Source organism: Rubrobacter tropicus, assembly GCF_011492945.1.
GTDB classification, from domain to species: domain Bacteria; phylum Actinomycetota; class Rubrobacteria; order Rubrobacterales; family Rubrobacteraceae; genus Rubrobacter_D; species Rubrobacter_D tropicus.
The window spans coordinates 1702393-1717087 of the sequence record NZ_CP045119.1; the positions used below are offsets into that span (position 1 = coordinate 1702393).

Annotated in this window: 11 protein-coding genes; 9 read left to right on the forward strand and 2 right to left on the reverse strand. The window is 68.4% G+C overall.

Annotation, left to right across the window (positions count from 1 at the left end; all coding sequences use genetic code 11):
• Positions 1-9 precede the first annotated feature (9 nt).
• From GBA63_RS08375 to GBA63_RS08395, 5 genes are all read left to right on the forward strand, one after another.
• Positions 10-1110, forward strand: a complete 1101-nt coding sequence (locus GBA63_RS08375; RefSeq protein WP_207957148.1) for an aminotransferase-like domain-containing protein — start codon at positions 10-12, stop codon at positions 1108-1110.
• A 325-nt stretch (positions 1111-1435) separates the two neighbouring features.
• A complete protein-coding gene (locus GBA63_RS08380; protein ID WP_166175165.1) occupies positions 1436-2038 on the forward strand; it encodes an ArsR/SmtB family transcription factor in 603 nt (200 codons plus the stop codon).
• 12 nt (positions 2039-2050) lie between these two features.
• Entirely contained in the window at positions 2051-3160 is a 1110-nt protein-coding gene (locus GBA63_RS08385) for an MFS transporter (RefSeq protein WP_166175167.1), read from the forward strand.
• Entirely contained in the window at positions 3136-3408 is a 273-nt protein-coding gene (locus GBA63_RS08390; RefSeq protein WP_166175169.1) for a hypothetical protein, read from the forward strand. Before GBA63_RS08385 ends, GBA63_RS08390 begins: the two co-directional genes overlap by 25 nt.
• 54 nt (positions 3409-3462) lie before the next feature.
• Entirely contained in the window at positions 3463-4914 is a 1452-nt protein-coding gene (locus GBA63_RS08395) for a transposase (RefSeq protein ID WP_166175171.1), read from the forward strand.
• 101 nt (positions 4915-5015) lie between these two features.
• Here the strand turns inward: GBA63_RS08395 and GBA63_RS08400 are convergent, their stop codons facing one another.
• Positions 5016-8618, reverse strand: coding sequence for a M36 family metallopeptidase (locus GBA63_RS08400; RefSeq protein ID WP_166175173.1), 3603 nt, complete (start codon positions 8616-8618; stop codon positions 5016-5018).
• Between the two features lie 311 nt (positions 8619-8929).
• Here GBA63_RS08400 and GBA63_RS08405 point away from each other — a divergent pair, with 311 nt between their 5' ends.
• Positions 8930-9922 carry an A/G-specific adenine glycosylase gene (locus tag GBA63_RS08405; protein WP_207957149.1) on the forward strand — a complete coding sequence of 331 codons (993 nt, stop codon included), beginning with the start codon at positions 8930-8932 and terminating at the stop codon, positions 9920-9922.
• 28 nt (positions 9923-9950) lie between these two features.
• On the opposite strand, the gene GBA63_RS08410 is transcribed toward GBA63_RS08405, so the two are convergent.
• Complete coding sequence (locus GBA63_RS08410; protein ID WP_166175177.1) at positions 9951-10337, reverse strand: VOC family protein; 387 nt, start codon at positions 10335-10337, stop codon at positions 9951-9953.
• A 147-nt stretch (positions 10338-10484) separates the two neighbouring features.
• Here GBA63_RS08410 and GBA63_RS08415 point away from each other — a divergent pair, with 147 nt between their 5' ends.
• The 3 genes from GBA63_RS08415 (at position 10485) to GBA63_RS08425 (ending at position 14563) form a co-directional block, all read left to right on the forward strand.
• Positions 10485-11861: an APC family permease gene (locus GBA63_RS08415; protein WP_166175179.1), complete on the forward strand. Its 1377-nt coding sequence runs from the start codon at positions 10485-10487 to the stop codon at positions 11859-11861.
• A gap of 76 nt (positions 11862-11937) precedes the next feature.
• The gene (locus GBA63_RS08420) at positions 11938-13053 is read left to right on the forward strand and encodes an SMP-30/gluconolactonase/LRE family protein (RefSeq protein WP_166175181.1); all 1116 of its coding nucleotides are present in this window, start codon (positions 11938-11940) and stop codon (positions 13051-13053) included.
• Positions 13054-13159: 106 nt separating this feature from the next.
• Positions 13160-14563, forward strand: a complete 1404-nt coding sequence (locus GBA63_RS08425) for a circularly permuted type 2 ATP-grasp protein (RefSeq protein WP_166175183.1) — start codon at positions 13160-13162, stop codon at positions 14561-14563.
• Positions 14564-14695: the final 132 nt, after the last annotated feature.

Genomic DNA, 14695 nt, shown 5'->3' on the forward strand with positions numbered 1-14695 from the left:
GTTGACCCGATGACGGACACGATGACCGAGAAGATAGTCTTTACCCGCGGCGTCCCGCCGCCCGAGGCTTTCCCGACGGAGCAGATGGGCGAGTGCTTCGACGCGGCGGTGCGCGGGGACGCTGCCACGGTGCTGCAATACGGCCAGCAGCGCGGGTACGCCCCTCTGAGGCGCCAGCTCGCCGAGGAGTACGGGGTCTCGGAGACGGAGATCCTGGTGGGCAACGGCTCGCTGCAGTTGCAGGACCTCGTCGCCTCGTACCTCTCCGGGCCAGGCACCGTGGTCTACACGGAGCAGCCGAGCTACGACCGCGCGATCAAGACGTTCCGCAGGCGCGCCGCCCAGGCCATCGGCATCCCGCTCGAAGAAGACGGCATCAGCGTCGACCGCCTGGAGGCGGCGCTTGAAAGGGAGGTCCCGGCCTTCGTCTACCTCGTGCCGGACTTCCAGAACCCGGCGGGCGCGACGCTCTCCCTGGAGAAGCGGCGCAGGATCGTGGAGCTCGCCGTGGAGCACGACTTCTGGGTGATAGAGGACGTCCCGTACCGCAAGCTCCGCTACGAGGGCGAGGACCTGCCGCTGTTGCGCGAGATCGACGCCTCGCGGGTCATCACGATGAGCTCGTTCTCGAAGCTCCTCTCCCCAGGAATCCGGGTGGGGTTCATGATCGCGCCAGAACCCCTCATAGACGCGGTCACGGCCCTCGGCGAGGACACCTACCTCGCCCCGGTCCTGCCCACGCAGGCGGCCGTCGCCGAGTTCATGGGCCGCGGCCTGCTCGGGCCGAACATCGAGCGCCTCAAGGAGCTGTACACTCCTCGCTGGAAGACGATGTCCGACGCCGTCCGCCGCGAGCTACCCGACGCCCAGGCCTTTATCCCCGGCGGCGGCTTCTTCGTCAGCGTCATGCTCCCCGAGGACGCCAACACGACGAACCTAGTCGGGCGCGGCAAAGACGCGGGCCTCGTGCTCACGCCGGGCGCCGCCTTCTTCGCCGACCCCGGGGACGGCGAGGCCGTCCCCGGCGACCGCTTCGTCCGCCTCCCCTTCTGCGCCGTAACACCGGGGCAGATAGAAGAGGGAGTCAAAAGGCTCGCGAGCCTTTTGTAGCTGTCAGCTTTCAGCGGTCAGCTTCTCCCCTGACAGCAAAGTCTCGCCCGAAAGAGCGAAGCCGCGCGGCCCCGGACTCAATGGTCCGGGGCCGCTCCAGTCACGACGTTTGCGCTCTACTGCGGGTGCGTCCCAACGGTCAAAAGCTGATAGCTGACAGCTGATAGCTGATAGCTGACAGCGCAGGTAGGGGCTTTGCCCCTACCCTGGACTTTGGCGCTTCTTATGGTTGTTGCAGGATTTGGACAACTCCCAGTTAAGTTGTTGCGACGAACGTAATCGGCTCCTTCTTGACTTTTGATTTGTTTTTGCGAAACATATCGTTATGACTGAACAAAGCGGTTTTCCGGATTACGAGATGGAGGAATACTTCGAGGCGACGGAGCCCGAGCACCACAAGGCGTTCGCGGACCCCACCAGGCAGCGGGTCGTTAACCTGCTCTACGAGAGGGCGGCGACGACCAAGCAGCTCGCCGGGGCGCTCGGGCAGAGCCCCGGGAGGATGGCGCACCACCTGAAGGTCTTGGAAGGAGTGGGGCTCGTGCGGGTGGTCCGCACGCGGCAGGTCAGGGCCATAACCGAAAAGTATTACGGCAACACCTACCGCAGGGTGAACTTCACGGCCAGGGGGTTCTCGTGGCGGGAGAATCTGCCCGAGCTAGAGCCCTTCTTCTTGCTCCGGCAGGCGATCGACGAGTACGACCGCTCGGCACTGGAGGTAGAGAGGCGGCCGGGCGCCGTAGCCCCTATGTCGCTCGTAGAGCACGCCCGCGTGCCGGCCTCACGCGCCGACGAGTTCGCCGCGAAGGTCCTGGAGCTCGCCAAGGAGTTCGAGTCGGACCCGGTGCCAGGAGAGCGCGTGTGGGGCTTCGTGGCGGCCGTCTACCCGACCGACCTGCCCGAGCTCCCCGAAGACGCCGACGCCTAAGGTTGCGGGCCTGTGAGCGACACCAGACCCGACGTGCAAGGGAGCGCGCGGCGACTGCCGATGCTCGCGCTGATCGGCGCGAACGGCGTTTCCTGGATGGGGAACATGGCTGCCCTGGTCGTCGTACCCTGGTTCGTGCTGGAGGTCACCGGGAGCGCGGCCAAGACCGGCCTCGTGGGCGCCACGCTTGGGGTAGGCACGGTCCTCTCCGGCGTCTTCGCCGGCCCCATGGTGGACCGCCTCGGGCACAGGAGGATGAGCGTCCTGGCGGACCTCGCGAGCGGCGTGACGACCGCCGCCGTGCCGTTGCTCTACCTGGCCGACGCCCTGGAATTCTGGGCGCTCCTGGCGTTGGTTTTCCTGGGCGCGGTCCTCGATGCGCCGGGCAACGCGGCGCGTGCCGCCATGGTGCCTGGCCTGGCGCGCCACGCCGGGATGCCGCTGGAGAGGGCCAACTCGGCCTTCGGGGCGGTGCCGCGTCTCGCCCTGCTCGTCGGCACCCCGGCGGCCGGGGCCGCCATCGCCGCGTTCGGGGCGACCACCGTGCTGCTCGCCAACGCCGCCACCTTCGCCGTCTCCGCGGCCCTGGTGGCGCTGCTCGTGTCCCCGACCGAGGACCGTGCCGAAGCGATCCCCGGAGCGCGGGATGCGACTTCGGGAATGCGCGCGACCGGTGTCGCGGGGTACTTCGCCGACCTGGCAGAGGGTGCGAGGTTCGTGGCGAAGAGCCGGACGGTACTCTCCTTGGTGCTCGTGGTGACCTTCGTAAACACGATCGACGACCCGTTCGTCTCCGTGGTGCTACCGGTCTACGCCAAGACCCAGTGGGGGAGCGCCGTGGGCCTGGGCCTCCTCTTCGGAGCAGGCGGGGCGGGGGCGCTCGCGGGAACGGCGGTGTTCGGGGCGGTGGGCCACCGCCTGCCGAGGAGGAGCGCCTTCGCGATCGGCATCCTCGCCGGCGCGGGGATCGAGTACGCGGTGCTGCTGGTCTCGCCCTCTCTGGCCGTGGCCTTCGCCGCCTTCGTGCTCGGGGGGTTCCTCTTCGGGCCGATCGACCCGATCTTCTCGACGGTCCTGCAGGAGCGCACCCGAAAGAGATGCTGGGAAGGCTGTTCGGCCTGAGCACGGCGCTGGCGACGGCTGGCGCCCCGCTCGGGCTTGCCGTAGGCGGCTTCCTGGTCGAAGGCGTAGGTCTGCGGGCGACCATCGCCGGGATGGCGGCGGCCTCGGCGGCGGTGGCCCTCTGGATGTGGCTCGATCCCGCCCTGCGCGGCATGGACGCCCCGGCGAGAGTAGGCGCCGACCGGCCGCGGGAGGAGGGCCCCGTGGTCGCGGCGGACTCCGCGAGGGGCCCGCGCGAGGAAGACTGACCGCCTGCCGGCTAGGACGCGAGAGCCCTGCCCCGACCAAGGAGGATAGGAGCCATGCCCAGGAATGCCGCCGTCCCCGCCGAGCCGTCGTCGTCGCCTCCGCTTCTCGGGTCGCTCCTGCGCTTGCTCGCCGCGCATCGTCCCGCATTCCGCCAGGAGCGCACCTTCCGCAGGATGCAAGCCTTGCTCTTGGGATGTCTCTTCTCCTTCGCCAGGCGCACCGTCACCCAGGCGCTCGTCACATTGGGGCTTACGGACCACGACTGGAGCGCCTTCTACCGCCTCTTCAACGAGCCCCGCCTCGACTACGAGGTCCTCACCGGCTGCTTCTTTCGGAAGACGTTGGAGCACCTCCCGGAAGAGCGGCCCTGCGTGGCGGTGGTCGACGGCGTCCAGGTCCCGCGCCACTCCCACAAGATGCCGGGCACCTCGTGGCTCAAGCACCCGAAGACCCCGCCTTTCATGCCCGGACCCCATCGAGCCCAGCGCTTCCTGCACCTGGCGGCGCTCCTGCCTCGGAGCGCCGAAGGGTACACGCGAGCGCTGCCGCTCAGGTGGGAGCCGGCCTTCCCGGAGAAGGCGGTCCTTCCCGATGGAACCGATCCGCGCAAGCAGTGGGAGCCGGCGGTCCTGGCCGTCCGGTGGCTCAGGGCGCGCCTCGACGAAGCCGGCCGCGCCTCGCAGCGGCTCCTGGTCCTGGGCGACGGCGACTTCTCGGTCGCCAAGATGAGGGCGCTTCTACCGGAGGGCGTCGTGCTGATGACCCGCTTCGCCCGAAACCGGATCCTCCGGGAGCTGCCCGTTCCTGAGACGGTGGTCCGCAGGGGCAGGCCGCGATTCTACGGACCGAGGGCGAGGAAGCCGCACGAGTGGCTCGGGGAGCGTTCTGGGTGGCGCCGGGCACGCCTGCGTGTGCGCGGTAGGACGGTCTCCCCGCGCTACCGCGTCGAGGGGCCGTTCTTGCTGGAGCGTGCCCCGGGGCGACCGGTGTTCCTGGTCGTGGTGAAGGGGGTGCAGCGGGCCTCCGGGCGGGGCCGCCGGGCGAGGAGGGACCCCGCGTTCTGGATCGTCTCGGCGGTCCGGGATTGCGAAGGATGGCGCCTGCCCTTCTCGGCGGCGGAGCTGCTGTCGTGGGCGTGGCAGAGGTGGGAGGTTGAAGTTTCGCACCGCGAGATGAAAACCGGCTTTGGGCTCGGGGAGATCCAATGCTGGAGCAAGGAGGCCGCCGTCCTGGCGGTGCAGTGGCAGGCTTGGGCCTACGGGGTACTGGTGCTCGCCGGTTACCGCGCCTGGGGCATGGGCCTCGGGCCGATCCGTCCGCCGGGCAGGTGGTGGAACGGCTCGGGGAGGTGGTCGCTGGGCTCCCTATGGCGGGGCTACCACTACGAGCTGTGGGGGACGGAGGAATTTAGACCGATCTTCGCGGCGACCGGGGACGGGTGGCCCGAAAAAGAGGCGCTGTTGGCGGGGATGGGAAACGCGGTGAACGGTTCGCTGCGCGGATAGCCGTTCGCGTGCGCTTGCGCGCCCGGATGGGTCGGTGGGAGACCGCCCGTCCGGACTACCGCTGCTGAGAAATGCCAAAGTCCAGGGTAGGGGCAAAGCCCCTACCTGCTAAACACTTGCAGTTCGGCGGCGCGGACCACTTCGTCCTCGTCGGAGCCGCGGGTGCAGTCCGAGTCGTTGGCCGGGTCGGCGTCGGGGTCGCCCTGGTAGATGGCGGCGCCGGTGCACTGGTTGGAGATGACGCGGAGCTGGACATGGGTGGCGGTGGTGTCGCGGACGTCGAAGCCGGCGAGTTGGAGGTCGGGGGCCGTCGGGCGGGGCTGGCCCGCCGAGGCCGGGCCGGTCTCGGCGCTGGCCGGGCTGGTGAAGACGCCCGTGAAGCCGCGCGTCGGGTTCGAGCAGTCGTTCGACGCACTCGCGGTGCAGGTCAGGATCCGGAACTGCCTGAGCGCCGAGAAGCGGCTCTGGGTGTCCGTGTCGCCGAACTTGTCGCCCTCCTCCTGGGGCCTGAGCAAGGCGCTGACCTGGACCCTGTCGACGAGCTGGGCGCCGCCGGCGAGGTTGACGGTTACCTGCTTGCCCCTGACGGGGCCGTTGGCCCGCCAGTTGGTGGCCTCCGTCTCGTCGAGAAGCCGGGTGGCGGAGGCGCCGCCCGTTCCCGCTGTGCCGTCGCTCGTGGCCGTGGGCCGCGCGCCCCTCGCCGAGGAGGCCAGGTTCGCCTGCATCTGGATCGTCCTGGTCCCGGTATCGCCGGAGGCGAACGTCTGCCGCGCGCGCTGGAGGCCGAAGCCGGGGGCGCGGACGAAGAGGTCGTAGGAGCCGGGGGCGATGGTTGCCGAGCGGGTCAGCGGGGTGGTCGTGCGGCCGTCCGCGACGGGGACCGCGCGCGCCTCGTAGCGGCCGACGAAGACCTCGAAGTTGGTGATCTCGGCGCCCGTGGGGCCGACGGCGCGGAAGGTTACCTCCGCGTTGTTCTCCCGCGGGGAGGCGAAGCTGGGCGTCGGGTCGCGGTCGTCTGAACCTTCGCTCTTGGCGCCGATGCCCATGCCGCCGCGGGCGAAGCCGAGCCAGAGTTCTTTCTGGTTGGCGCCGCCGAAGCGCATCCTGTCAGCGGCGAGGTAGGCGTCGCGGGCGTCGAGGAAGCTTACCGAGGACTGCTGAAGGAGGAAGGCGTCGTGGAAGATCTGGGCCCACCTGCGGTTGCCCGGGCAGTCGAGCGCAGAAGTCTCCCCGTCGGCGCACCGCTTTTGCAGGTCCGTGCCAGACCCCGAGGGGTACTGGGCGTCGTACTTGTTCATGAGAAGCTCGCGGATATCGAAGTTGACGGCCGACCAGATCTCACCGTCCGCGTGCGGGCTTGTTACGCCGTTCGGGTCGTACTCGATGTCCGAGTAGTTCAGGGGGCTCGCGTTCATGCCGTAGTTGCGGATGCCGGACTGCTTGTCGCCCGTAACGTACGGACCCACCGCGTACCGGTTCTCGCCGTCGGTCGGGTTGTAGCCGTACTCGTACAGGTACTCTATGGCCGTGAGGTCCGACCAACTCTCGCCCATCGAACGGGCCTGCAGGCCCGAGAGGCCCTGGTCCGGGCCGGCGACCATGCGGTTTTGGATCGCGTGCCCGTACTCGTGGGCTATCACCGAGACGTCGTAGTCGCCGTCGACGCACGGGGCGTAGAACGCGCCCGCTATCGGCTGCCAGAGGTACATGTTGGTTATGGGTGCTATGCCGTCGTTTAGCGTGATCTGGTTGGCGTTGTCCCGCCCGAGGTAGCTCGGCGCCCCGCCGTTGACGGCGCCGGCCTGCACGTCGCCGATTTCGGGGTCGTTCTCCCTTTCGGGCGGCGTCAGGCCGAAGTTGTTGTCCTGCAGGTTGTAGGCCTGCTCGGTGAAACCGAGGTTGTAAGACCAGTCGTGGATGCGGTTGTGGGTGGCGAACAGCGCCGCCGTGGCCGCCGAGATGTCGTTGCCCTCGCCAGGGACGGCGAGCTCGGTCGGCGAGCAACCCTTGCCGGGGTCGGCCGGGTTGGTCGACTCGTACCAGGCGTTGGTCCAGGGGTATTCGTACTCGCGCGTGGCGCTCGTCGGCCTGAAGCCGGTCGGGCCCGGCGAGAACGGCCCGTACCAGGACTCGGCCGAGCGCGCGTTGTTGCCTATCGTCGTAAACGTCGGCGGGTTGCCCGCCGCCTTGGTGTTCACGTCCCAGGGCGCCCGCGAGGCCTGGTTTGCGACGTCGAGGGCGCAGCCGGCGGGGGCCGCGTCGCCGTAGACGAGGGTGTTCCAGCAGATCACGTCCCGGGTGTCAGTGGAAGGGTAGCTGCCGATGGTGGCCCCGATCGGCGGGTTGGCGAAGAACTGGTCCCACTCCGGAGGGTAGGGCACGCCGTCCGGCGGATCCGCGGCGTCGTTGGCGAGGAAGAAGCCCGTGTAGGTGTTCGGCGGGAGCGGGGCCGCGTTCTGGAAGCTGCAGACCCGCACGAAGTAGTCTCCCGGCGGCACGCCGCCCTCGGGCTCGTAGAGGATGCTCTCGGGCGTCGTTATGACGTCGCCTTCGGCCACGACCACGCCGCCAAACACGAGCTGGAGCACGATGTCGTTGGCCGGGTTCGTCGCGTTGGCGCTCACCGCGACCTGCCCCGTGCCCTCGGCGACGGTGAACGGGCCGTTCTGCGGCGCCTCGTCGCAGGAGGTGGCGCTGAAGGTGCCCTGGAAGGGTTGGGAGTTCGGCGGCTCTGGCACGGCCGGCGGCTCGACCTGGGCGTACTCGATGCCCGTGTCTTCGGCGAGCTGCTGGACGTTGTTCGTCCTTACGAGCACCTTGCCGGTGTTGGCGTCGACGAAGCTGGTGAAGGATTTCGCCTCGTTGCCGCTGTCTTCGATCAGGATCGCCTCGTAGGCCGGCCGCACGCCGCCCTCTGGCGTCGGAACGGCCGTGAGGCGGACCTGCTGCTCCTGCGAGAGCCCGTCCACGCGCAGCTGCGTGAAGTCGCTGCGCAGGCCATCGCCGTCCTTCAGACGGTCGGCCGTCGCGCTCTCTATGTCCGCGGGGACGACGCTCTCGCCGACGTCCCGGGCCGCCGTCACCCAGGCCTCCTTGCCCGTGAGACCCGTGGAGGTCGTTGCGAGGCCCGTGTTCTTCGAGAGCGATGAGGAGACGTAGGCCACGTCCCAGCTGCCGCCAGACCCGGTGAGGCCGACCAGCACGGAGCCGTCGGTCACCGCGGGCAGGTCGCCGAACTGCTGGCGAAAGAGCACGACGTGGCCGTCGGAGCCCTCCATCGGGGTCTCGTTCTCGAACTTCAGCCGGGCGTCGTCGCGCAGGTAGTCCGCGGAGAGGCCGAAGACCGCCGCGTTGTTCGCGAGGAAGGCGCGGGCCGCGGCCCTGGCGTCGTCGCCCTGCACGTCTTTGGCGAGGAAGCCGTCGTAACGGATCAGGGACCGCGGCGTGCCGAACTGGTTCCAGCGGGCCGTCGCGCCGAGGTCGGAGACGGCGCCGCGCTGGGCCGCGGTCGCGCTCACGCTGCCCGTCCTGAAGTCCCGGTCGGGCTCGTGGTCGTGCAGCTCCTCGATGTTTCCCACTGCGCCCGCCGAACGGGGTCCGAGCACCTCTAGAGCGAGGAGCGCCGCCGCCAACACCACCATGAGAAATACGGCCTTCGCCGTGCGTCCGGTCGGCACTCCGCCGTTCGCCCCTTCTCCAGACATTGTCCCCCGTCCCGTTCGGTTCCCGGCACGAACCCTCTTCCGCGCTTCAGACGCGCTTGCCCGGGATAGAATCTTGCCCGGGGCCCCTACGGCGCACGCGGGGGTTTGTGCGTTGCAGTTCGAGCAGCATACAGGGATGGCGATCCCCGCGCCAGGGGCGGCGCGGAACCTTCTCCAGCGTACCAAGGATCGGGGGTTTGGGCGCCGATTTTCTCTCTGGTTTGGGGCCGATGCGTGCGTACACTCGGTCAGTGGCGAAGAAGATGACCGGCGCGGCCGACCAGAAAACAGATCAGACAAAGAATGCGACGGTGCGCAAGACGCTGATCTCCTGGTTCCGGGAGAACGGGCGGGACCTGCCTTGGCGCCGCACGCGGGACCCGTGGCGCATCCTGGTCTCCGAGGTGATGCTGCAGCAGATCCAGGTGGCGCGCGCGATCCCCTTCTACGAGCGTTTCACAGAACGCTTCCCGACGGTCGACGCGCTCGCGACGGCGCCGCTCGCGGAGGCGATCCGGGCCTGGGGCGACCTCGGCCGCTACCGGCGGGTGGTGAACCTCCACAGGACGGCCCGCATCGTCGTCGAGGAGCACGAGGGCCGGATACCCGCGGACCCGGAGGTGCTCGTCACCCTGCCCGGCATCGGGCCCTACACGGCTGGCGCGGTCGCCTGCTTCGCCTTCGAGCGGGACGTGCCCTTCTTCGACACGAACATGCATCGGGTGCTCCACCGCGTGTACTTCGGCCCCGAGGTGCCGGAGCCGGCGGCGAAGAGGAAGGAACTGCTGGCGCTCGCCGCGGGACTCGTGCCCGTGGGGGACGGCTGGGCCTGGAACCAGGCGGTGATGGAGTTCGGCGCGTTGCACTGCACGGCGCGCAGACCCCGCTGCGAGGAGTGCCCGGTCTCGGGCCATTGCAGCGCCCATCCCGGGATGCCCGGGGCCCTGGCCGCCGCGCCGCGCGCGCCGAAGCGGGAGCCGGCCGACAGGTACGAAGACTCCAACCGCTACCTGCGGGGCAGGGTGCTGGCCCAACTTCGCGAAGCCCGCGCGGCGGACGGCCTCGAGCTGCGGGATATCCAGAGCCGGCTGCGCCGCGACGAGACCGAGGTCGGGCTGCCCCGCCTCCGGGGCGCGGTGCGCAGCCTGGAAGACGACGGGCTCGCCTGCACCGTGCCCGCGAGAGATTCGGACGACAGTTCCCCGGGGCGGGCCGTGGCCGAAGAGCGGGCCGCCTACGACGCTAGACCGCCCGGCGGCGCGGGGGGCGAAGGCCTGGCCGGGATACGGGTTACGCTGCCGTGAGGGGATAAGGGTGGCGAGATCCGCCGCGCTACAGCGGGGCGAAGATGTCCACGTGGTTGCCGTCCGGGTCCAGTACCACGGCGTAGCGCTGGCCCCAGAACGCGTCCCAGGGTTCTTTGTGGCCGCGCCCCAGGGCGGCAAGCTCCGCGTACTTCTCGTCCACGCCGGCGGGCGAGGGGAGGAGAAAAGCGAGGGCCATCCCGTGGCCGCCGGATGGTGGAGTGTAGTCAGGGTAGATCTGGGCGATGAGGTCCGCGGTGTCCCACGCGACCCTCAGGCCTCCCGGTGTCGTCGTCTCCGCGTGGGGTTGGTTCTCGGCCTCCGGGGGGACTTCCAGCCCGAGGCGGCGGTAGAACGCCAGCGAGGCGCGCATGTCGCGGGTGACGATGCCTACGAGGTCCAGCCGTACATCCATGGCGTAAAGCTCCTCCGGTCGTTTCAGACCGAGCTTACTTCAAGGAAGCACCGCTCCCAACATGCGATGTGGGAAGCGGGTGTGCAATTCCGTTAACATGGGACTCAAGAATGGGCAATGCGTCCGCGCGGCGGGGAGGAGAGGCTCATGGAGGCATCTGAGGCCAGGGAGGCACGGTCGGGTCACCCGCCGCTAAAGCGCGGGATAGGACGGGTACTGCTCCTGTTCTTCGTGATCGGGGACATAGTCGGGGCCGGCATCTACGCGCTCGTGGGCGAGGTGGGGGCGACCGTGGGCGGGGCGATCTGGGCGGCCTTTTTGGCCGCCTTCGTGCTGGCCGTGTTCACCGCGGCCTCCTACGTGGAACTGGTGACCAAGTACCCGCGGGCCGGCGGGTCCGCCACCTACGCCCACAACGCCTTTCGCAGGCCGTTCGTCAGCTTTATAGTGGCCTTCGCGGTGGCCGCCTCCAGCATCACCTCGGCCTGCGTGCTCACGCTCGCTTTCTCGGGCGACTACCTGAGCCAGTTCGTCAACGTGCCGACGCTTGTCTCCGCCGTGCTCTTTCTGGCGCTCGTGTCGTTCATCAACTTCTACGGCATCTCCGAGTCGGTCAGGATCAACGTGGTGCTTACGTGCGTTGAGCTGTTCGGGCTGCTCCTGATCGTCCTTATCGGGTTCGCGGCGCTCGGCACGGGCACGGGCGACCCCGGGCGGGCCTTCGAGTTCAAGGACGGCTCGGCGGTGCTGCCGGCGCTTCTGGCCGGCACGGTCCTCTCCTTCTACGCCCTCATCGGCTTCGACGACTCCGTGAACGTGGCGGAGGAGGTGCAGGGGCCGAGCCGGTCTTACCCGTTCGCCATCTTTGGCGGCCTCGTGGCCGCGGGCGTGATCTACCTGCTCGTCACCTTTACCGCCTCAATGGTGGTCCCGACAGACGCTTTGGCGGGCTCGGACGGGCCGCTGCTACAGGTCGTCGAGCGGGGACCGCTCCCGATACCAACCTCCCTCTTCGCCGCGATCGCGCTGCTCGCCGTCTCGAACGGGGCTCTTATCAACCTGATCATGGCCTCCCGCGTCGTCTACGGGATGGGGGACCAGGGCGTGCTGCCCAGGATCTTCTCCACGGTCCATTCGAACCGGCGCACGCCTTGGATCTCCATCGTCTTCACCTCCCTGATAGCCCTCGCCCTGCTCGTCACGGTGGGCCGCTACGACGAGGCGTTGAGCACCCTTAGCTCGACGACCGTGGTGCTGCTCCTCTCGGCTTTCGTCGTCGTGAACGTCTCGGTGCTGGTGCTGCGCCGCGACCGGGTCGACCACGAGCACTTCACCACCCCGAACGTGTTTCCCATCCTCGGCATAACGGTCTCGGGGGCGCTTTTGGTCTACACCGCGATCAGCGACATCAGGGTCTTCGGCCTCGCGGCGTTGCTTGTCGGCCTGGGCGTCGTCCTCTACGTGATCAACGTCTTCGCCAAGAGGAGCCTGGACAGGGAAGGCCCCCGCGACGACGGGGGGTGAGCCTTTCGGAGATCCGGCAAGACCCTTCGGTGCGTAGTCTCCGGTAGGCGTATCTAACTCGGAACGGAGGACGGCCTTGTCCGACATCAAGCTCCTGCTCGCGCTTGCCATGGTCGCCCTGTGCGCGGCCGGCGCGGCATCGGCCCAGACTGGGACCGCACAGGCTTTCCCGCTTCCCGGCGACGAGGTGTACCCCGAGGGCGTGGCATACCAGCCGGCGACGGGAGACTTCTTCGTCGGCAGCACGACGGACGGCGCGGTCTTCCGGGGCAACGTCGGGGAGCCTGGTACCGAAGCCGAGACGTTCCTCGAACCGGGCGCCGACGGACGCTCGACCGCGATCGGGATGAAGGTGGACTCCGCGGGACGGCTGTTCGTCTCCGGTGGCGACACGGGCAGGATGTTCGTCTACGACACCGAAACGGGCGAGCTCCTGGACCGATTCGAGAACGGCGCGGAGACGACCTTCGTAAACGACGTTGCGCTCACCCCCGACGGCTCCGCCTTCTTTACCGATTCGATGAACCCCGAACTGTACCGCGTGTTTCCGGACGGCTCCGGCGGCTACAGCCAGGAGACCTTCCTGAACTTCGAAGGGACACCCCTCGAGTACGAGGAGGGCTTCAACCTCAACGGCATAGCGGCCACTCCGGACGGCCGCTACCTCATAACCGTCAAGTCCCTCAGCGGGCAACTCTTCAGAATCGGCACGCAAAGCAAGGAGGTCGTCGAGATCGACACCGGCGGCGCGGACCTTACGAACGGCGATGGCCTCCTGCTCCTGGGTCGCACCCTCTACGTCGTGCGCAACCAGAACGAGGTAATAGTGCCCGTTGAGCTCTCCCCGGACTACTCCAGCGGGACGGCGGGCGAAGGCTTTACGGACGACTCCCTCATGTACCCGACCACCATCGCCGCGTACGAAGGTCGGTTGCTGGTCGTGAACTCCCAGTTCGACGCGAGAGAGAGCGGCACGCAGGCGGAGCTGCCCTTCACCGTCTCCGGCATTCAGATCTCCGACGGAGCCGCCCCCGCCTCGGCATCCACCAGTCCATCCGCGAGCGCCTCTGGCGTTGCCTCGCCCGTGCCAGATACCGGCGGCGTCTCCCCGAACACGCTGGTGCTGGTAGCGCTTCTAGCGGGGGCTTGTGCGCTCGCGATCGGTTACGGCGCGATCAGGCGCTTGCGTTAGCCGCCGAATATTTGTACCGGTGGCCCATTACATGTTCGCGGCGGGTGACGTATTCTGGCGCGGTGAGCGGTAAGGAGAGAACCCGACACACGGACGGAGCCGCGAGTTGATCCACGACGAATCGGCCCCGACCGGGACCGGAACGAAACTGCCCGCGCTCGAGCCCGACTTCTTCAACGAGGTTTTCGAGAAGGACGGCCGGGTGCGGACGCACTACGGGCCCTTGATGGGGGCGATCGGGTCTTTGAACGAAGGGGAGTTGGCGGCCAGGATCTCGCGGGCCAACGGGCGGCTGCGGGAAGAGGGGGCGACCTTCGTCCTGCCAGACGACCCTGATAACTCCGGCAGGATCTTCCCGGTCGACTGGATACCCCGCATCATCCCCCCAGAACACTGGCAGACCTTACAGGCCGGTCTCTCCCAGCGCGGCCGCGCCATCAACGCCTGGCTGCGCGAGGTCTACGGCGGCAAACAGGACGTGGTGCCGGACGAGGTCCTCCGGGACAGCGTCTTCTACAGGCCCCACGCGTTCCCCGGAGAGCACCCCGTCCACGTCTACGGCCCCGACGTCGTACACGTGAAACCCGGCGAGTACGTGGTCCTCGAAGACAACGCCCGCGTGCCGAGCGGCATAGCCTACTCCGACGTAATCCGCCGGGTCGGGATGGAGGTTCTGCCCGAGCTCTTCGAGGGCTACGGGGTGGCCGGGATCTTCGCGTACTACTCCCGGCTGCGGGCGACGCTCCTCGCGGCAGCCCCGCCGGACGTGGACGAGCCCCACGTGGCGGTCGTCACCCGGGGCGAGCGGGACTCGGCGTTCTTCGAGCACGAGAGGATCGCGCGTTCCTGCGGCGTCCCGCTTCTCACCCTCTCCGACTGCTTCGTGAAGGGCGGCGAGGTCAGGACCCGCCCCGAGGGCCGGCGCCTGGACGCGATGTACCGCCGCTTCGACGAGGACTACGTGGACACGGACCTGCCCGAGATGAAAAACGTCTACCTGAACGGCAAGATAGGCTTCGCCAACTCCTTCGGGGCGGGGGTCGCCGACGACAAGGCGGTCTTCCCGTTCGTGCCGGCCATGGTCGAGCGCTACCTCGGCGAGAAGCCGGTCCTGCAGAACGCCCCCACCTACTCCCTGATCGAAGAAGACGGCCGGACGGAGGTCCTCGACCGCCTGCCGGAGCTCGTCCTGAAACCCCGCGAGGGTTACGGCGCCCAGGGAATGCTCGTGGGCCCCGAAGCCAGCCGCGAAGACCTCGAAGAGGCCGTCCGCCGCGTAAAGAAAGACCCCACCGCCTTCGTCGCCCAGGAATTCCTGGACTTTTCGACCCACATAACCCACGACGGCGAAAACGAACCAGACGAAGCCTTCGTAGACCTGCGCGCCTTCGTGCTCCCGGCCCTCGACCACGTAATGCCCGGCGGCCTCACCCGCGTCGCCCGTCCGGGCACCCGCGTCGTCAACTCCAGCGCCGGCGGAAGCTCCAAAGACACATGGGTGTTGGAATAGCTGTCAGCTATTAGCTATCGGCCGTCAGCTTCTCGTCTGGTGGCATTTTCCCAGGACCGTTGACCCGGCTCTAGACAAAATTCTCCAAAGACTGGCCGCCAAGCGTTCGCCCCCGGGTTCCTTCTATTACGA